The 18712-nt window shown below is 65.1% G+C and carries 20 protein-coding genes; 12 read left to right on the top strand and 8 right to left on the bottom strand.

The window, feature by feature from the left end; all coding sequences use genetic code 11:
* Positions 1–100 precede the first annotated feature (100 nt).
* Positions 101–1351 (bottom strand): styrene monooxygenase subunit StyA, encoded by a 1251-nt coding sequence (gene styA, locus JHD07_RS05020; RefSeq protein ID WP_291619596.1) that lies wholly within the window; start codon positions 1349–1351, stop codon positions 101–103.
* 102 nt (positions 1352–1453) lie between these two features.
* Between styA and JHD07_RS05015 the strand changes: the two genes are divergently transcribed.
* The 8 genes from JHD07_RS05015 to JHD07_RS04980 all read left to right on the top strand — a co-directional run bounded on the left by JHD07_RS05015 (position 1454) and on the right by JHD07_RS04980 (position 8863).
* Positions 1454–2386, top strand: a complete 933-nt coding sequence (locus JHD07_RS05015; protein ID WP_291619593.1) for a LysR family transcriptional regulator — start codon at positions 1454–1456, stop codon at positions 2384–2386.
* A gap of 267 nt (positions 2387–2653) precedes the next feature.
* Positions 2654–4684 carry a methyl-accepting chemotaxis protein gene (locus JHD07_RS05010; RefSeq protein WP_291619604.1) on the top strand — a complete coding sequence of 677 codons (2031 nt, stop codon included), beginning with the start codon at positions 2654–2656 and terminating at the stop codon, positions 4682–4684.
* A gap of 65 nt (positions 4685–4749) precedes the next feature.
* Positions 4750–5478 (top strand): hypothetical protein, encoded by a 729-nt coding sequence (locus tag JHD07_RS05005; RefSeq protein ID WP_291619591.1) that lies wholly within the window; start codon positions 4750–4752, stop codon positions 5476–5478.
* A 125-nt stretch (positions 5479–5603) separates the two neighbouring features.
* On the top strand, positions 5604–6074 hold the full coding sequence (locus JHD07_RS05000) for a hypothetical protein (protein ID WP_291619589.1): 471 nt from the start codon (positions 5604–5606) through the stop codon (positions 6072–6074).
* A 159-nt stretch (positions 6075–6233) separates the two neighbouring features.
* A complete protein-coding gene (locus JHD07_RS04995) occupies positions 6234–7256 on the top strand; it encodes an LLM class flavin-dependent oxidoreductase (protein ID WP_291619587.1) in 1023 nt (340 codons plus the stop codon).
* Positions 7257–7435: 179 nt separating this feature from the next.
* Positions 7436–7780 (top strand): DUF1236 domain-containing protein, encoded by a 345-nt coding sequence (locus JHD07_RS04990; protein ID WP_291619585.1) that lies wholly within the window; start codon positions 7436–7438, stop codon positions 7778–7780.
* Between the two features lie 73 nt (positions 7781–7853).
* A complete protein-coding gene (locus JHD07_RS04985) occupies positions 7854–8126 on the top strand; it encodes a hypothetical protein (protein ID WP_291619583.1) in 273 nt (90 codons plus the stop codon).
* Positions 8127–8335: 209 nt separating this feature from the next.
* The gene (locus JHD07_RS04980; RefSeq protein ID WP_291619602.1) at positions 8336–8863 is read left to right on the top strand and encodes a hypothetical protein; all 528 of its coding nucleotides are present in this window, start codon (positions 8336–8338) and stop codon (positions 8861–8863) included.
* A 112-nt stretch (positions 8864–8975) separates the two neighbouring features.
* Here JHD07_RS04980 and JHD07_RS04975 read toward each other — a convergent pair whose 3' ends face one another.
* Positions 8976–9245, bottom strand: a complete 270-nt coding sequence (locus JHD07_RS04975) for a hypothetical protein (RefSeq protein ID WP_291619581.1) — start codon at positions 9243–9245, stop codon at positions 8976–8978.
* A gap of 49 nt (positions 9246–9294) precedes the next feature.
* Between JHD07_RS04975 and JHD07_RS04970 the strand changes: the two genes are divergently transcribed.
* Positions 9295–9723, top strand: coding sequence for a hypothetical protein (locus tag JHD07_RS04970; protein WP_291619579.1), 429 nt, complete (start codon positions 9295–9297; stop codon positions 9721–9723).
* A 217-nt stretch (positions 9724–9940) separates the two neighbouring features.
* On the opposite strand, the gene JHD07_RS04965 is transcribed toward JHD07_RS04970, so the two are convergent.
* The 4 genes from JHD07_RS04965 to JHD07_RS04950 form a co-directional block, all read right to left on the bottom strand.
* Positions 9941–10399 carry a hypothetical protein gene (locus tag JHD07_RS04965; protein ID WP_291619577.1) on the bottom strand — a complete coding sequence of 153 codons (459 nt, stop codon included), beginning with the start codon at positions 10397–10399 and terminating at the stop codon, positions 9941–9943.
* 10 nt (positions 10400–10409) lie between these two features.
* Positions 10410–10628 carry a hypothetical protein gene (locus tag JHD07_RS04960; protein ID WP_291619600.1) on the bottom strand — a complete coding sequence of 73 codons (219 nt, stop codon included), beginning with the start codon at positions 10626–10628 and terminating at the stop codon, positions 10410–10412.
* A 165-nt stretch (positions 10629–10793) separates the two neighbouring features.
* A complete protein-coding gene (locus tag JHD07_RS04955) occupies positions 10794–12938 on the bottom strand; it encodes an exopolysaccharide transport family protein (protein WP_291619574.1) in 2145 nt (714 codons plus the stop codon).
* Positions 12939–13144: 206 nt separating this feature from the next.
* Positions 13145–14455 (bottom strand): aspartate aminotransferase family protein, encoded by a 1311-nt coding sequence (locus JHD07_RS04950; RefSeq protein WP_291619572.1) that lies wholly within the window; start codon positions 14453–14455, stop codon positions 13145–13147.
* Positions 14456–14554: 99 nt separating this feature from the next.
* Between JHD07_RS04950 and JHD07_RS04945 the strand changes: the two genes are divergently transcribed.
* The gene (locus JHD07_RS04945; RefSeq protein ID WP_291619598.1) at positions 14555–15418 is read left to right on the top strand and encodes a LysR family transcriptional regulator; all 864 of its coding nucleotides are present in this window, start codon (positions 14555–14557) and stop codon (positions 15416–15418) included.
* On the opposite strand, the gene JHD07_RS04940 is transcribed toward JHD07_RS04945, so the two are convergent.
* Both JHD07_RS04940 and JHD07_RS04935 read right to left on the bottom strand, forming a co-directional pair.
* Entirely contained in the window at positions 15415–16359 is a 945-nt protein-coding gene (locus tag JHD07_RS04940) for a zinc-binding dehydrogenase (RefSeq protein WP_291619570.1), read from the bottom strand. The two genes, JHD07_RS04945 and JHD07_RS04940, sit on opposite strands and share 4 nt — an antisense overlap.
* Positions 16360–16372: 13 nt before the next feature.
* Positions 16373–17038: a class I SAM-dependent methyltransferase gene (locus tag JHD07_RS04935; RefSeq protein WP_291619568.1), complete on the bottom strand. Its 666-nt coding sequence runs from the start codon at positions 17036–17038 to the stop codon at positions 16373–16375.
* A gap of 308 nt (positions 17039–17346) precedes the next feature.
* Between JHD07_RS04935 and JHD07_RS04930 the strand changes: the two genes are divergently transcribed.
* Both JHD07_RS04930 and JHD07_RS04925 read left to right on the top strand, forming a co-directional pair.
* Positions 17347–17718, top strand: a complete 372-nt coding sequence (locus JHD07_RS04930) for a BA14K family protein (RefSeq protein WP_291619565.1) — start codon at positions 17347–17349, stop codon at positions 17716–17718.
* Positions 17719–17919: 201 nt separating this feature from the next.
* Positions 17920–18711: a phytanoyl-CoA dioxygenase family protein gene (locus tag JHD07_RS04925; RefSeq protein WP_291619563.1), complete on the top strand. Its 792-nt coding sequence runs from the start codon at positions 17920–17922 to the stop codon at positions 18709–18711.
* Position 18712 lies beyond the last annotated feature (1 nt).

Here is an 18712-nt window from a genome sequence, read left to right as displayed (position 1 = left end):
AAAATCAGCCCGCAGGAGAGGCCGGTGAAAAAGCGCGAGGCAGCCTCGCGGAAGGAGGCGGGATTGGCGCGCTGCATGTCGCCTCCCGCTCGAATCGCTTTCACGCAATGGCCCTGACCGGCTCAGGCGGCGCCGACATGCGCTCGATCCAGGCGTGGATGCGCTGCGGCGAGGAGATGCGGTCCCATTGCCGGTCCGGGTAGTTGAAATTCTCGGTGAACTCGTTCGCCAGCGCCGGATTCTGGCTCATCGCGCCGATCAGCATGCCCAGCGCTTCGCTCGGCGGCTGCAGCATGACGTTGGTCCAGCGCGAGGCCGCCAGCACGCGGTCCTGCCGCTTGAGGTCGATCGTCTCGCACAGGCGCGCGTCGAGCGCGTCGGCGTTGACGATCTCCTCGCCGAGCACGAAGGCCGCGTAGGAGGCGACGTTGGCGCCCTGCCCCATCATGGGATCGACGATCGCATGGACGTCGCCGAGCGCGATCGCGCATTTGCCGTCGTCGAACTCGACGACCGTGTTGCGCACCGTCGGCACCACGCCGCCTTGCAGCAGATCTTGCGGCTGCGCGAGATCGAAGCGCGCGGTATCGATGCGGTCGTAAGTGGTCGGGTGATGCTTCTCCAGCTTGCCCAGCAATACGTTCAGGAAGTGCTTCGGGTTGTCGTCGTAGCTCAGCGCCGCGAGTTCCTCCATGTCGCCGCCGGGCACGTTCTCCATCAGCAGCGCATTGGCGATGCCTCCGAAGGTGACGGTCGGGATGACGATCATCTCGCCATGTCCGGGAGAGACCGACAGCGTGACGTTCATGGGGTCGGGCTGCCGCACGCCGGTATAGAGCCCGACGCAGAGCCGCCGTTGCGGCTGCGAATAGGGCGTGTGCTCCGGCCGGTAGGAGAAGAGCTGACCGAGCGGGCCCTTGCCGGTGGAGACGACCAGCAGATCGAACCGCGCTACCAGGGGACGGATATCGCGCTCCTCGATGCGCCGATACTCGATCTTGCCGCCGCGATCGGTGAAGTCCTGCATCAGGGCCGGCAAATAGATCCGGTAGTCGACCGCGCGGCTCGGCTTGGAGAAATCGCCCCGAAAGCTCAGAGGCTGCGGAAAATTGAAGACGTGGTCGTGGTAGTAGTAATGGTCTTTCCGATCGGGCCAGTGATTGACGCCGAGATAGTCCTCGCGCGCGAGCGTCACGTGGTGATGCGCGACCGTGTTGAGCAGCCGCATATCGCGGTAGTCCTCGGGCGGACGGTCGGTGATGACCGTGGCGTCCACGCCATGCTTTTGCAGGTAGAGCGCGAGATGCAGGCCGGCGATACCGGCGCCGACGATTCCGACGTTGCGTGCCACGTGACTCCCTCCCGATTGCTTGTTTTGAGGGAGCCTAGCGGCCCGGCATGTTGCGCGCCATGGAATATATGGGATATCATTTATTCCGGACTGGAATGAATCATGGACCGTATCGATTGCCTGCGCGCATTCGTTCGCACCCTCGAGGGCGGCAGCTTCTCGGCGGCGGCCCAGGAGCTCGGCCTCGGCCAGCCCGCCATCAGCAAGCGCATCGCGATGCTGGAGAGCGAATTCGGCACGCAGCTGTTCTTGCGCACGACGCGCACGCTCAAGCCGACCGCGGAAGCCCATCGCATCTACGATCTCGCGCGGCAGATCCTCGACAGCTTCGACATGGCCCGTTCGAGCGTCGAGCAGGCAGCGCCGCGTCCCAGCGGCACGCTCCGGATCGGCGTGCCGTCCTCGTTCGGGCGGCGCTACATCATGCCCGTCATCGCCGAATATGTTCGGCACTATCCGGAGGTCCGGATCGACATCCGCTTCAGCGAACGCTTCGTCAATCTGGTCGAGGAAGGCATCGAGCTGGCGCTGCGGATCGGAAAGCTGGAGTCGAGCACGCTGGTTGCCCGCCGGCTCGGCACCGTGCAGCGCTACCTGGTCGCGACGCCGACCTATCTGCACGGCCGTCCGTTGCCGCGCACGCCCGACGATCTCGGCTCGCACCAGTGCATCGTCTATTCGCGGCTGTCACCGGCCCAGCAATGGGCCTTCGACTCCGAGCATGGCCGTCACGTCGCGTCCATCAACGGACCCGTTCATGTCGACGATGCCGACGCGATGCAGGAGGCGACGATGCATCATCTCGGCATCGCGATCCTGCCCGAATGGAATGCCGCCGCCGGCCTGCGCAGCGGCGAACTCGAGCATGTGCTGCCCGACTACAGCATCGCCGCGCTGCCGCTGCATGCCGTCTATCCGGAGACGCAGTGGATGTCGCTGCGTGCGCGCAGTTTCCTGGACCTGCTGGTCGCGCGCGCCGACCATTTTTCGCCAGCGTGGCCGCGTAGCGCAGCACCGGATGAGACACTCCGCTGAACGCGATGCTGCGACGTATCGCCACGCATAACCCGGTCATTAACTTTTTCAGAGAAATGGAATTTCCAAATTCCGATTGGGAAATGGGCCTCGTCGCCTGAATCAAGGCGACTGCTTACTTTTCCCGGTAGCTGGATGCCCGGTCGGGATCGACAATCTGATGTGGATCAAATTGGCGACCGTACTATCACGGTCCGCTCTCTTAACGGCCGCCGGGTTCCCAAGGCGTAAAATGACGCATGCATTTTTTTCGGGAGCCGGCAGGTGGTGAAACTCAATCGCATTGGAAACAAGCTCGGCGCTGCGGGATTGCTGGGCATCCTGCTGGCCGGGGGAATGCTCGCCAACCAGATGATCTCCGAGGCCTCGATCACCCGCGCGAACGAGCGGGCGACGGCCCAGTCGACCATCGCCGAGCACACGCTCGAGGCCAATGTGGCGCTCCGCAGGATGCAGCTTTCGGTCCGCGACGTACGCCTGTCGTCGACCGCACCGGACGTTGAAAAGCACGCCAAGGCGCTCAACGATGCCTACGAGAGGATCAAGAAGGAGCTTGGTATTTCCATCTCGCTCATGGTCCGCCCCGAGAACAAGGCGAGGCTGGAGCGCGTCGCCGGGCTGGCGGACCAATACGCCAAGGCAGCATCGGACCTTGCCGAAACCCAGCTCAAGATCTTCCAGATCACCGGCAAGCGCGCCGAATTTACCGCCCATTGGAGCAAGACCTTCGACGGCGCAATGTCCTCGCCGGCTCTGGCCGCGGCGCCAAACCGTCCGGAGCTCGAGAAGCTGCTCTGGGAAGCCGATTCCATGTTCAATGCCATGCGCGCCGCGACTTGGCGGTTCGCAGCGACCGGGGACGAGAACCAGAAGCGCACGATCGAGATGCGGAGCGCCGCGATGACGAGCGCGCTTGGGCGGGCGGCGAAGGTCGCCTCGGATTCCAAGGAACTGTCGTCGCTGATCGCAGCGTTGTCCGCTGACGCCAAGGCTAATGGCGCCGCAACCGCGGAGGCCACAAAACTCGAGGCGGTCAAGAAGGATCTGGTCGAGGTACAAACACTGCCCCGCGCGAACCAGGCGATCGAGCTGATGCGCGAGGCGGTGGACGTGGCGGAAAAACGCGCCACCGAGAGCCAGGCTGAGGCGGCTGCGCAGCTCAGCCAGAGCAACCGGATTTCGTTCGCCGCTTCCGTGGCCGTCATCCTGTCCTTGATCGGCGCCGTCATCTTCACCTTCGTCGGCGTTGCTCGCCCGCTGAGCCTGCTGAATGGGGCCTTGGGCCGGCTGGCAGGCGGCGAGCTGAACGTCGAGATCCCCGGCGCCAATCGTGGCGACGAGGTCGGCGATATCGCCAAGACCGTCGTGATCATCGGCCAGAACGCCGAACAGAAGGCGCGTGAAGAGGCTGCAGCCCAGGCCGAGCAGGAACGCAGAGCGGCGCAGCAGCGCAAGGCCGACATGGTCAAGATGGCCGACGACTTCGAAGGCGCGGTCGGCGAAATCGTCGATACCGTCTCGTCGGCCTCGACAGAGCTCGAGGCCTCCGCGAGCACGCTCACGGCCACCGCGGAGAGGGCACAGGAGCTGACGACCGCAGTCGCCGCGGCCTCGGAGGAAGCATCCACCAACGTCCAGTCCGTCGCCTCCGCGACCGAAGAGCTGACGAGCTCGGTGGTCGAGATCAGCCGCCAGGTGCAGGAATCGGCACGCATCGCCAACGATGCGGTCGGCCAGGCCCGAAGGACGAATGAGCAGGTGGCAGACCTGTCCCGTGCCGCAGCACGCATCGGGGATGTGGTCGAGCTCATCAACACCATCGCGGGGCAGACCAACCTGTTGGCGCTGAACGCGACGATCGAGGCGGCGCGGGCCGGTGAGGCCGGACGCGGGTTTGCGGTCGTGGCGTCCGAGGTCAAGGCACTCGCCGAGCAAACGGCAAAGGCGACCGGCGAGATCGGCCAACACATCGACGGCATCCAGCGCGCGACGCAGGAGTCCGTCGGCGCGATCAAGGAGATCAGCGGAACCATCGAGAAGCTCTCGGAGATTTCCGCCACGATCGCCTCGGCCGTCGAGGAGCAGGGTGCCGCAACCCAGGAAATCTCGCGCAACGTTCAGCAGGCCGCGCAGGGCACGCAGGAGGTCTCCTCGAACATCACCGACGTTCAACGCGGCGCGAGCGAAACCGGCTCGGCATCCAGCCAGGTGTTCTCTGCGGCGCGGTCGCTGTCGAGCGACAGCAACCGGTTGAAAATGGAAGTCGGCAAGTTCCTGGATACAGTGAGATCGGCATGAATGGGTGAACCGGCCCGCGTCACCGCGAGCCGGACTTCATGAGAGATTCATTCGGAGGGAGCACCGTGGGAGATCTGGTACCGTTTCGCTCGGATGTCGGACCTCGCGAGCCGCGCGCTGGACCGCTGGGCGCCGCCATCGAGGTATTGAACACGAACAAGAAGCTCGCGCTCGCGATTCAAGAAGCGGCCGACCGTTTCCTGCAACTGGAAGAGGCGATGAGTTCCGCAGGCGACTCCCGCGAACGATCCGTTGCCGAGAGGGTCAGGGCGCAGGATTCGGATCGCATGCTCGTTTCGATGCGTGAACTTCTCAATACCATTACGGAGTACGCCGAGGGCGTACGCCACAAATTGGACGAGCCCAGCAGATTTCGCGGCAGGGATATTCAGCGGATCTCAGCGAGTGACCTCAATGCGCAGAATCTTTTTCAGCGAGAAGCAGAAATGACCGTGTCGATGAACGAGTTGGTGGCAAGCTTTCGGAAGATGGCCGACGATGCCGAGCGACGCGCACGAGCGAGCGGCGTCGATCGACTGACCCAGGCCAATCTCATCGATGCAGCCGCAAAGTGCCACTGGCTGGCAGGTGAAGCGTCTGCGTTGTGCAGCAAGCTGGGCCAGGTCCCGGCGGCTTGCGACACATGCCTGGAGAAATGCCTCAGCCGGCAAGGAAGCCTCTTGTCTCCGGAGATGACCGAGGACGGCGGACCGTATCACTGGACTTCGGCGATATCCGGTCCTGATGGCCTGCGTTGGCTGAGAACAACAAGTCCGACCAGGTCCGGCTTGTGATCGCAGCGGCATTCCGACGTTAACCCTGTCAGCAGATGATTGCGGCCGGGCCGGCCGCCGCCGGCAAAGTTGCCTCATTGGCATGGAGAATTTTCAGCAGCACGAACCTCTGCCGGAGGCGAAGTATGCTGAGAATGGCGTTGTTGGGCCTCCTCATCCTGTTGAGCGCAGGCGTGCTGTCGGCAATGGAACTGAGCGCTCCACCCCGACGCGCGGTCGCGATGGTCCCGCCGCCGGCCGAGCAGAGCGCGAGCATTCCGGTTTCGCAGGAGACGCTGGCGAAGGCAGATCGCCTGGACGTTGCCGCGGTTGACGGCGCAACGCCGACGCAAGCAGCTCCGGCCGATATCCTGGTTGCTCGGCAGGAAGCGCATGCCGGTTCACCCGCGCCAGCGCCGGCGCCGACGGTCCGTCCGCGAAGCAAACCGAAGCCGATCGCGAGGACCGCTCCCCCCAAGCAGAAGCCGGCGGAGATTGTAGTCAAGCGGACCCCCCATGTGCAGCGTGCAAAGACTGCCGGCGGGACCGAGCAATGTCGGCTCAAGGCGTTCGGCGGCTTGCTCAAGGCCCTGAATATGACCGGCTGCGAAATCTGAGGCCGCCTCCACGGCGTGCAGGTGGAGGTCGAACGACCTGACGGCGTATTGCGATCCCCGGCCAGATTCTCTCGGGAGCGCTGAGCGCGTGCGCCTTGCCCGCATATTTCCCGCAGTCGATGTCTCGCTAACTCGTCCGATCGGCCATATGTTGCCCGCATGAAAAAGATCGGATTCCTCTCCTTCGGGCACTGGACGCCCTCGCCGCAATCGCAGACCCGTTCGGCCGGCGACACCTTGCTGCAATCGATCGAGCTGGCGGTCGCGGCGGAGCAACTGGGGGCCGACGGCGCCTATTTCCGCGTGCATCACTTTGCGCGCCAGCTGGCCTCGCCGTTTCCGCTGCTCGCCGCCGTCGGGGCAAGGACCAGCCGAATCGAGATCGGCACGGCCGTGATCGACATGCGCTACGAGAACCCGCTCTACATGGTGGAGGACGCCGGCAGCGCCGATCTCATCGCCGGCGGACGGCTGCAGCTCGGCATCAGCCGCGGCTCGCCGGAGCAGGTGATCGACGGCTGGCGCTATTTCGGCTATCGCCCGGCCGAGGGCGCGAGCGATGCCGACATGGGCCGCCGCCATGCGGAGGTCTTCCTCGACCTCTTGCGCGGCGAAGGTTTCGCCGAACCCAATCCGCAACCGATGTTTCCGAATCCGCCGGGACTGCTGCGCCTCGAGCCGCATGCGCAGGGGCTGCGCGAACGGATATGGTGGGGCGCCGGCTCGAACGCGACCGCGGTGTGGGCGGCCAAGCTCGGCATGAATCTGCAGAGCTCGACTCTGAAGAACGACGAGACCGGCGAGGCCTTTCACGTGCAACAGGCGGCGCAGATCCGCAGCTTTCGCGCGGCATGGAAAGAGGCCGGTCACACGCGAGAGCCCCGCGTCTCCGTCAGCCGCAGCATCTTCGCGCTGATGGACGACCGCGACCGCGCCTATTTCGGCGGTGAGCGCGGCGGCGAAGACCAGATCGGCTTCATCGATCCGCGCACGCGCGCGATCTTCGGGCGGAGCTATGCGGCCGAGCCCGATGTGCTGATCGAACAGTTGCGCCAGGACGAGGCGATCACTGAAGCCGATACGCTGCTACTGACGATCCCGAACCAGCTCGGGGTCGACTATTGCGCGCACGCGATCGAGGCGATCCTGAAGCACGTCGCGCCGGCGCTGGGGTGGCGGTGAGGAAGAAAGGACTGGCCACACCATCGAGCCGGCTTGATCCGTCGGTCGCATCTCCTCTCCGCCAGTCGAGCGCTTCGAAATAAAACGGGAAAAAGTGGCAAAAGTTCCGTGTTCCGCGGAACGGCCAGGCTGATGACGAGTTCATCGCAGCGCCGCATCCAGCGGCGAGGGAAAATGCGATGAAGAAGCTCATGCTGATTTCGACCGCCGCTCTGCTCGTCGCGACGAGCGCGATGGCGCAAACCACGGTGACCACGACGACCGGTGCGGGCCACGGCGCTTCCGTGCAGATCGAACCGGAGTATCGCACCAAGATCCGGACCTACGTCACCGAGCGTAAGATCCGGCCGGTCGAAACGCGCGAAAAGATCGTTGTCGGCTCAGCAGTGCCGCGCGAGGTCGAGCTTGCGACCGTTCCGAGCGACTGGGGTCCCTCGCTCACCAAGTACCGCTACGTCTATTCGGGCGACCGCGTGATGCTGGTCGATCCCCAGACCCGCATGGTCGTCCAAGAGGTGGACTGACTCCACGCCAGGGCGGGCCGTTCATTGCGGCCCGCCTGCGCAAGGCTTTCGGTCCACTTCGCGGTAACCCCTGATGCCCATCATTCGATATTTCGTGTTTGCAGGCGCGTTCGCCGTGGCCCTGCTGTTTGCGCTCGATCGAACTCTTCCGCCGCTTGCGACGCCGTCCGCGACACCAGGTGTCGACCGGACGGTCATTCGTATCCGCTCCGCACGCACACTGCCCGAGAAGATCGTCCTGGACACGTCCACTAGCTTCGCCGCTGCGGCTGCGTCGCAGCGGATCGCCGGCGAGGCGCCGCACCATTCCGCGCGCGATGCCTTGGCGATGGCCGAAACACCATAGGCGCGCAGCCCCGAGGGCGCGCCGCAAATGAACACGCAATGAACGATCGACACGAGCGCCGCCGCCGCGGTGCGCGTTGCGGATTGCATGAAGCAGCACTCGCGCATCAACACGTCGGTAAAGAGGAACGTTTCCCTGGATTGCCACTTTATCCCGAGCCTGATTGGCGCTCTGTTTTTGGAAACCCACTGGAGGAAACCGATATGAGAATCCTGAAGCTTTCTGCGGCTGCGGCCGCGCTGTTGGCCGGCACGGCACTCGCCGTTGCGCAATCGAGCTCGACGGTCGGCACCGGCGGTTCGTCGGCCGGCGGCGGCACCAGCAACTCGACCGTCGGCACCGGCGGCTCCTCGGCTGGCGGCAGCGGCTCAGGCTCTGCCTCGACGCTCGGAACCGGCGGCTCGTCGGCCGGCGGCGGCACCAGCAGTTCGACGGTCGGCACCGGGGGCTCTGCAGCGGGGAGCGGTTCCGGCAGCGGCTCGGCTTCGACGCTCGGCACCGGTGGATCCTCGGCCGGCGACGGCAAGAGCTCGTCCAGCGTCGGCACCGGCGGCTCCGCGGCGGGCTCCGGCTCGAACTCCGCGTCGACGGTGGGCACCGGCGGCTCGTCAGCCGGTGACGGCAAGAGCGGCTCAACCGTCGGCGCCGCCGGCTCATCGGCCGGTCATGCCAGCGACAGAGGCATGGAGAAGGGCAAGGGCCATAACAAGGACGAGATGAAGAAGAGCAAGGACTAATGCCTGGACCGGGAGCGGCAGCGATGCCGCTCCTTCGTCTTTGTTGGAGGAGAACGCGCATGAACAGATCGATCATTGCGATCGCAGCGCTGGCCCTGCTGGGCAGCGCGGCTCAGGCAGCAACCATGGAAAAGACCGGCAAGACCGCATCCGGAGAAACCTGCAAGGTCACGGTCGAGAAGCATGCGGACGGCAGCATCACCGCGGCCGGCTCGTCGCATTCGGGCACAACCGGATCCGCCTCGTCGAGCGGCGCCCTGTCGAGCTCGAGTTCGGCTGGCGGATCATCGGTGAATGTGCAGGCAGGCGGCGGCAGCGTATCGAGCTCCTCGTCGACGGCGGGTGGCCCCGGCTCCACCAGCGCCAGCACCATCACCGTCAACGGCTGCACAATTTCGACCTCGTCACCCTAGCTTCGTGGAGGATTGGACATGAGAACTTTGCTCACGACCGCGGTGGTCGCGCTTCTCGTCGGCGCCGCTTCACCCACTCTTGCTCAAAAGAGCATCACCGGCGGCAGTGGCGGCTCGGCAACAGCTGGCGGCACTTCGGCTTCGACGGTCGGCACCGGTGGCACGTCCACCTCGCCGTCCGGTAGCACGGGTTCGTCGATCGCGGCCGGCGGCAGCGCCGCAGCGGCCAGCGGCAAGGCACAGACCGGCGTCAGCATGAACAAGGGCAACGGGCCGGTCATGAACTCCAACGCCCGGGCGCAAGCTCATGACGGCGGCACGTTCAGCCGTTCGCACACGCGGACCAAGGTCAAAGCCGGTGAAGAGGTCGGCTCGACCACCAAGACGATGTCGCATGTGCCGGGGTCGAAGCCGACCATGTCGAAGACCACAACGACGGCGCGCTAGGGCCTCATGCCATCCTTCGAGACGCCCGCTTTGGCGGGCTCCTCAGGATGAGGGCGGAATGCGCGGCAGCAGTTTCAACGGGCACTGCGCTGATCGGCCTCATCTGAGGAGGCGCGTCAGCGCCGTCTCGAACGACGAGGCGTGCAGGCAGGCGGGCGCCACAAATCTTACGAGATAGCCGGCCTGCCTGGGCAGCTTTTCGGTCTCATGACCTGCTTCAGCCACCATGCAGGCTGCGGCTGATCCGGGTGACGACGGCGTCCCACCGCTGCTTTTGGCTGGCTGGATAATTGATCAGAACGCAATGCACGAACCGCTGCGAGAAATTGCAGCGGTTGTACCAGATCTTGTCGCGCTTGATGCTCGACACCACGAAGAAGGTCGGCGTGATGCGTTTGTAAATGATTCCTCGAGGGGGATTCTTCCCGGCGAGGAATTCGGCCGGCGAGAGACCTTGCTTGTTCTCGACGGCCTGCACAGTGAGGTCGGCACTGCGGTCGTAGCTGCGAAACTGCTGTCCATACCCGTCAGGCTTGCCGGCGTGCTCTGTAAAGATCGAGGCGGGAATGTCGACCGAGGTCCCGGATTCCGGGACGTGGTAGGTCCTCCAGCCGTTTGCCGAGGCAACCGAGGATGTCGCGCAGAGCGCTATGATAGCGGCAACCAGTGTCTTCATGTCGGTCTCATCAGTCGCGCGGAGCCAGTTGCAGCTCCATGAGGGCAATCCGTTGCAGATCCGCGACATTGCGTTCGCCCGCGTCGGCGGTCCGCAGGATCGACTCGGCGAGCACGTTGACATGAGATGCATGCACGGGCTCCGGCAAGCTGGCAACCGCTGCCTCCAGGGCGCTCGTCATGATGTCGATCACCTCGGGGGAAAATTCGGCGTTGGAAAAGTTCTTCATGGTGTGCGCCGGCCGCTGGATGCGGACCATGGGTCCAACGCCGGGAAAAAATGGAAGTTCCTTTGGAGGTGCGAGGCCCGGCGCAATTGTCCAGGTCAACCGGCGGGCCCAAGGAAGCCGATAGCAACATCGCGCGGCCGGCCGACGACGGCCCAAGCGTGTCGGTTAAACCGCAAGGCCCAATGCGTCACCCTCGGGTCGCGACGCGGCTGGGCCGGCGGGCACGTGATTGACGACGAGGCCGATCGGCACGGCCACGTATTTCGACAGCGCGGCGGTGACGCGGCGCATCGCGGACGAGCCGAGCTCGCCGGCACGCGCCACCAAGACGATCAGGTCCGCGTGCGCGGCCAGGGCGACGGCATCGGGCTGCAAGGCGAGATTGCCGGCGTGGACGATGATCAGGTCGAACTCCGACCTTATATCGTCCTCGGGCCGCGCATCGGCCTTGCGGCCGGCACTGAGGAGCTCGTCGATGGACTGAAGTCCGGCCGTGGTCGAGCCGTCGTGCCATTCGGTCACCGGCGGCTGGCTGCCGGCGAATTCCGGCTGAAGCCGGATCAGCACGCTCATCATGCCGCGATCGACGGCGGCGCGATTGAGTCCGCGCGCAACGGTGTTGCCGCCGGCGCTCTTGCCGACCGACAGCACCAGCGCAACCTTGCAGCCGCGCACCGGCACACGGTCGATGCGTTCGAGCAGCGGCCGCAGATGGGAGCCGAGATCGAGCTCGGCCGCCGCGCTGACCGGTCTTTGCCAGACGGTGCTGATCTGCGCCCCGGGCGCCAGTTCGGGGATGCGGGCCCAGACCGGAAGGCCGGGCATCGCCTCGGCCTGGCGCAAGGCAGCGGCCGGAGGCTGGATCTGCCGGCCGGGCTCGTCCTCCGCTGCGGCGGAGGCCGGCGCCTGAACGGACGCCGGCGCGTCGGTGGACCGGTTCGCCATCACCGCAACGGCGGCGGTCGAGGTCAGCAGCGAACCGATCACCAGCGCCGCGAGCAACAAGGCGAGCGGCGGACGCGTCGAGCGCACCGGCGGAATGGCGAGCGAGGCGACCTTGGTCTGGGACGCCTGCAGCTGGCGCTGCTCGCTGGTCGACTTGAACCGCGACAGGAACTGCTCGTAGATGTTCCTGTTGGCTTCGGCGTCGCGCTGCAGCTCTTGCAACTTCACCAGCGCCTGGCCGTCGATCAGCATCTTGGTCTCGAAGGCCTTGAGCTGCTTTTCCAGCGCGTTCTGCTGCTCGAGCTGGGCCTCATATTCGGATTTCGCCGTTTCGATGTTCTTCTTCCGCTCGATCTCGATCTGCCGGTTGATGTCGGCGAGCTGGCTGTTGGAGATGGCGAGATCCGGATGGCGGTCGCCATACACCGCCTTCTTCTGCGCGATCTGCTCGGTCAGGGCCGAGCGCTGCGCGCGCAGCATGCCGAGCAGGTCCTGCTTCACCGGTCCTTCGACATTGGCCTTGAGGTCGCGTTGCACCTGCTCGTAGCGCGCCTTGGCCTCCTCCGTGCGCGCACGCGCAGCGGAGACCTGCTGGGTGAGATCGGTCACCCGCAATTGCTGCGTGGTGGATTCCTTGCCGGCGTTGACGATCTTGTGCTCGAGGCGGAAGGCCGCGACGGCGTCTTCCGAGGCGCGCAGGCGCTCGCTCAGCGTCTTCAGCCGGTCCTGGAGCCAACCGGCCGCCTCGTCGGTCGCCTCGGTGCGAACGCGGCCCTGGCTGGCGACGAACGCCTCGGCGATGGCATTGGCGTAGTAAGCGGCGCGATCCGGGCTGTTCGAGGTGAACGAAATTGCAATGACATAGGTGAGCCCGCGACGGTTGATCTCGAGGCGGTTGCGGAATCGTTCGAGCAGACGCGTCATGTCGGTGTAGCCGCGCGAGATGTCCTCGTCGTCGGCGATCTTGAGCTGCTCTATCAGGGGGCGCAGAAAGCCGTCCGATTTGGCGATCTCGATCTGGCTCTGCAGCGCCGCGGTGTCCTGGCCGATGCCGGGCAGCACCTCCTGGTCCGAGGTCACGCGCAACTCGCGAGGATCGAGCACGACCAGCGCCGTCGCGGCGTAGCGGACCGGAAGAACGATCAGGGCCACGACGCCGAGGGCGAACAGCGCCGCGGCCAGCGTCAGGATGCGCCGGCCGTTCTCGCGCAGAAAAGCGAGCGTGCTTGCGACGGTCAGCGATCCCCCGATCAGGGCCGGCGAGGCGCGGGCGGGCTTCACCCTCGCGGCGCGCGGCGTATCCCACGAAGCCGCTTGCTCCGTCGGGGCGATGCTTCGCGGAGATGAGCGGCTACCGGACGCCATGGGGTGGGACTCGAAATCAACTGACTGTCACAGCTCAGAGGCTTGCCACACCGTAAATATCCTTGGTTAACCGCCGGTTACGGCAGGGCTCGCCCTTGGCGGTGAACGAATCGTTAGCGAGACGCGCGACGGCCTGCATGCCTCCGCAGAGCATGGTCCATCCGGTGTCCAGGATCTCGATCTCGTGGCCGCGGCGCTTCAGCCGATCAGTGCGCCGTCGCAGCAGCCTGAATCGCCTCCGACATGATCTCAAGACCGCGATCGATTTCGGTCTCGGACACCGTGAGCGGCGGCGCGATGCGGAATACGCCGCCCATGCTGGGCAATTTGACGATGTTCATGCTGAGACCGCGACGCATGGTCTCCTCCATGATCCGCGCGCCGAGCTCGAACCCCGGCGTCTTGGACTGCCGGTCGACGACGATTTCGAGACCGAGCAGAAGCCCGCGGCCCCTGACGTCGCCGACGCATTCGAACTTTTGCTGCAGCGACAGCAATCCATCCCGGAGCCGGTTGCCCCTGGCGGTTGCCTGCGCCACCAACCCGTCGCGCGCGACCACGTCGAGCACCGTGACGCCGATCGCGGCGGGCAAGGGATCGGAGACATGCGTGGTGTAGAACAGGAAGCCGCGCTCGAACGCGGTCTGCTCGATGGCCTTTGTCGTCATGACCGCGGCGAGCGGCAGGCCGGCGCCGAGCGTCTTCGACAGCGTGAGAATATCGGGCACCACGCCGTCGCGCTCGAAGGCAAACATGTGCCCGGTGCGGCCGATTCCGGTCTGGGCTTCGTCGAGGATCAGCAGCATGCCGCGCTGCTCGCATTTTTGCTTCAGGGCGGCGAGATAGCCGAGCGGCAGTTCCAGAATGCCGCCGCTGGAGAGGATCGGCTCGGCGATAAAGGCCGCCAGATTACCGGTCGACTGGCTGTCGATCAGTGCGAACGCATCGTCCAGCTCGGTCTGCCAGTCGTTGCTGCCGTCGACGTTCCTGAAGCGCGGCCGATAGGCGTTCGGCGCGGGAATGACGAACGATCCGACCGCGGCCGGCCCATAACCGCGCCGGCCCGCGCTGTAGGTCGCCGACGCCGCCGCGCCGGTCATGCCGTGCCAGCTCTGCACGAAGGCGACGATTTCGTGCCTGCCGGTGACGAGCTTCGCCATCCGGATCGCCGCTTCATTGGCTTCCGCGCCTGTCGTCAGCAGCTGCACGCGGTCGAGACCGGGCGCAAGCGCGGCGAGACGCTCGGCCAGGGTCACCACCGGACGCGAGAGCATGCCGCTGAAGAGATGAGCGACCGCACCCATTTGCCGTGCGACCGTGGCGACGATGTCGGGATGGGTGTGCCCGAGCACGGCGCTCATCTGTCCCGAGGTGAAGTCGAGAATGGCGCGTCCGTCGGCGTCGTAGACGAAACTGCCGGCTGCACGCTCGATGATGACGGGCTCGAAACTCGGCCCATAGCGGGTCAGATGCGTGTTGGCGGAGGCCCAGAAATCGGGATCGGCATTCAAGGTCATGACAGCCACCTGCGCGTGGGGACGTCTGACCTCTAGTCAGGAATTTGACTTCAGGCTAATTGATATAATTCAATCTAGATATCAATCTTCCTGATGTCGATGCTGGATCTCACCCTTCTGAGGAATTTCGTCGTCGTGGCCCGCACCGGCTCGATCAGCCTGGCGGCCTTGCAGATTGGCCGGACACAATCCGCGCTCAGCATGCAGATGCAACGGCTGGAAGAAACGATCACGCAGCCGCTGTTTCACCGCAGCGGATCCGGCATGAGGCTGACCGCAGCCGGCGAGAAACTGCGCGCCCACGCCGAGACATTGCTGGCGCAGCACGACGAGATTCTCGCCGACATGAGCGGCGCGGGCCTCAAGGGGACGCTGAGCCTCGGCTGCCCGGAGGACTATTCGATCGCCTTCCTGCCGGCACTGCTGAAGGGATTCTGCGCGCTCCACCCCAATGTCGAGCTGCGCATGGTCTGCGCACCGACCTCCGAGCTGCGCCCGATGCTGGCGCGGCGCCAGATCGACGTGGCGCTGGTCTCGCTGTCCGATCCCGGAGCGCGCGAGGTGATTCGCGAGGAGCGCTTCGTCTGGGTCGCGAACGAGGCCGAACCGAAAATACTGACGCAGGATGTGCTGCCGCTGGCGCTGGCGGCGCCGATGAGCCTGGACTACCGCGCCGCCTGCGCCGCGATGGACGCGGTCAATCGGCGCTACAGGGTCGCCTACGCGAGCAACAGCCTCGCCGGCCTGATCGCGATCGCGCGGTCGGGTCACGCGATCAGCGTCCTGACACGAACCGCCGTCCCGTTCGATCTTCACGTCGTCTCGGCCGGACTGCCCCTGCTTCCGACCATCGGCATCGCGCTCGAATTCTCGGAGGCGAAGCCCTCGCTGCTGGCGACGACGCTGGCCGAGCACGTCCGCACAGTGCTGCCCGGATTGAAGACCAAGGCGGAGATCGATTAGTGACGCCGCGCGTGCGCGGCGAGCGCAGCGCTCAGGCGCGGGATGTCGCGCGCGGGCTGGCATTGACCGCCTTCCGAGCCCTTCAGCACCTTCTCGAAGTGCAGCGGCAGCGTATAGATCTCGGCCTTCTCGCGGGGCACGCCGACGAGGATGCAGCGGCCTTTCTTCGCCGTGATCTCGTAGGCAAGCTCGATCAGGGCTTTGACGCCGGTGGTCTCGACGACCTTGTCGGGGCCGTCGACTCCCGTGATGGAGCGCACCTCCGCGGCCACGTCCGTCACCGCTTCGGAGTTGATGGTGTGGGTGGCGCCGAAATCCTTCGCCATCGCCAGCTTGTTGTCGAGGCGGTCGATTGCAATGACCGGATAGGCGCCGACCATCGCGGCGAATTGCACGATGTTCAATCCGACGCCGCCGACGCCGAACACGACGACGGCCTCGCCGATGGCGATCTGCGCATCGTTGTTGACGACACCGAGCGCGGTCGTCACGGCGCAGCCGAGCAGCGGCGCGCTGGTGCGGTCGATCGTGGCGGGCACCGGCGTGACGCGATTTTCCGACACCACGGCATATTCGTTGAACGTGGTGACCCAGCCGGCATTGAGGCGCTTGCCGCGCCAGGAATAGGCCGGCGTGTTGGACTGGATGCCCTTGCCCGGCCGCCAATGCATCACGACGGTGTCGCCCTGCCTGCAGGAGACGACGCCGGGCCCGGTCTCGACCACGGTCGCCAGCGCTTCGTGCCCCAACAGATGAGGCAGGAACTTGTCGACGCCCTTGACGGCGTCGATCTCGTTGATCTGCGCGCCGCAGATGCTCGACGTGTGCACGTGAACCAGCACCTGACCGTGCTCGAGCGCATCGGGCAAGTCGAACTCGTCGACGATCAGCGGCTTGCCGGATTCGACGAGAATCGCCGCCTTGGCTGTCTTGATGTCCATGGATCGCGCCCGGTCACTCGAAATAGATGAATTCGTAATCGCCGGTGTAGCCGAGCTTGCCGTACAGCCAGATCCACTCCGACGTGTGCAGGATGGACTCCGCCGTCAGCGCCCAGCATTCGAGGTTGTGCAGCTCGGCGACGGTCCGGTAGGCCTCGACCATGACGTATTTGTTCTTGCCGACCCGCTCGATCTCCTTCAGCGCCGCATCGAGCTCGTAGAGCCTGAGATTGTGCAGCGTGCCGAGCGAGATGACGAGGTCGAAGCTGTCGTCGCCATAGGGATAGACGTCCTGGGCGCGATAGTTGAAGAGGTACGGCTTCACCTGCTCGTGCGAATTCGCAAGACCATGCTTCGAGATGTCGAAGCCGGTGACCTTCAGGCCCGGCAGGATCTTCTGCATCTCGTAGAGCAGAAAGCCCTTGCCGCAGCCGACGTCGAGCACGCTCGACCCATCCTTCAGGCCGTAGGTCTCGATCAGCGCCTTGGCGACGGGAGCCCAGCGCCCCTCGATGAAGCGATAGCCGCCATAGCCGAAACGGCGATCGCCGTCCCAATAATCGGCCTCGTATTCGCGCGCCTTCAGCGAGCAGCCGATCTTGTCGTCGTTCATGCGGCCCATGTAGTCGCGCTTGGTCGCGGTATGCAGCGGCGTCACGATATTCAGCAGTCGTCCCATTGAGCCCTCGGATTTCGGCGCGCATTGCAATAGTCGCGATACGGCCGGGAACCGTGAATCGCAACCTGCGGCTTTTTTCTAGCATCGGCGTCCGCGAACATCATTGTTTCAAATCAATGATGGGAACTCCCGCCGCCCCGCCGTAGGCCCTCGGCACGGACGAGTCAGCGCTGAACGAGATGTCTCGTGTTCCGCGGCGCCTTAGCCATCGTTCACTTCTGCGACTTTGTGAGGCTAGCGCCCACGCTGGGGGAACGGAGCAGGCAACCGGCCGTTGCTCCATTATCCTCAACAGCATGGAGCCAGACATGACAATCCGGAGAACTTTCGTCGTCCTCACCGCCGCTGGCGCGCTGCTCTCGACGGCTGCATCACCCGTGCTGGCGGCGCCTTTGCCGATCGCGAGTCCCGCGGCCGAGTCCGGCGTGCAGCAGGTGCAATACAGGCGCTGGCATGGACACGGACATCGCCATGGCTATCACGGGCATCGTCACCGCAATTACGGGACCGGTGCAGCCGTCATCGGCGGCCTCGCAGCGGGCGCAATTATCGGCGGTGCGATCGCCAACAGCCAGGCTCAATCCAACGCAGCGTCCTACTGTGCGCAGCGCTATCGCTCCTACGATCCCGGCTCGGGAACCTACCTCGGCAACGATGGTGTGCGCCACCCCTGCCCGTAACGTGAGTGCGGCAGCCTCCTCGCGGGGCTGCCGCGTCCAGCGCGTCTTGATTCCGTGCTCGCTCGCGCTATACATCCGACCATGATGTTCATCTCCACATTCTTCCCGCTGATCTGAACGGCAGAACGTCGTTCCGGCGCAGTCGCGCCAGTGAGATCAAACGGCTGCGCTCTAGGCGCCAGCCGAACGGAGAATGTGTGAATGCCCAAGACTGAACAGGCTGGCCTGACGCCTCGTCAGGTCCAGAACTTCATCGACGACGGATTCGTCAAGATCGAGAACGCCTTCAGCAGCGGGCTCGCAAGGCGGTGCAGGGAGGAGCTGTGGGCGGATATCGGCCTGTCGCCGGATCGCCCGGAGCATTGGACTCGCCCGGTGGTCCGGGTGGCCTCCAAGGCGACGCCGCCTTTCATCGAAGCTGCCAACACGCCGCTTCTGCGCCTGGCCTATGATCAACTCGCTGGCGAAGGCCGCTGGCTCGCGCCCAGCGGACTCGGAACCTTTCCGATCCGATTTCCGTCACCTGAAGCCCCCGGTGACGACGGCTGGCACGTGGACATGAGCTTTGGCACGGCCAACGCGGATTTCATGGAATGGCGCGCCAATGTAAAGAGCAGCGGGCGGGCGCTGCTGATGCTCTTCCTGCTCTCGGACGTCGGCGCCGACGACGCGCCCACGCGGATCCGGAAAGGCTCGCATGCGACGATCGCGCGCGAGCTGCTGCCCTATGGCGAAGCAGGCGCAACGCTCCGGCAGCTCGCCGCCGAAAACTGGGCGTCGACTCAGGATTGCGAGATCGAGCTGGCGACCGGCGCGGCCGGCAGCGTCTATCTGTGCCATCCATTCCTGGTTCATGCCGCGCAACCCCACCGGGGAGAGCAGCCGCGCTTCATGGCACAGCCACCGCTGCTGCCGAAGGGCGAGTTCGATCCGGCGCTGCCGCCTTCGCCGGTTCAGATCGCGATCCGGCGGGCCTGCGGGCTGACGGTATAGT

It is taken from the genome of Bradyrhizobium sp., assembly GCF_016462955.1.
GTDB lineage: Bacteria > Pseudomonadota > Alphaproteobacteria > Rhizobiales > Xanthobacteraceae > Bradyrhizobium.
The sequence above is the reverse complement of the archived record's forward strand: the minus strand, read 5'-3'. Positions and strand labels throughout refer to the sequence as shown.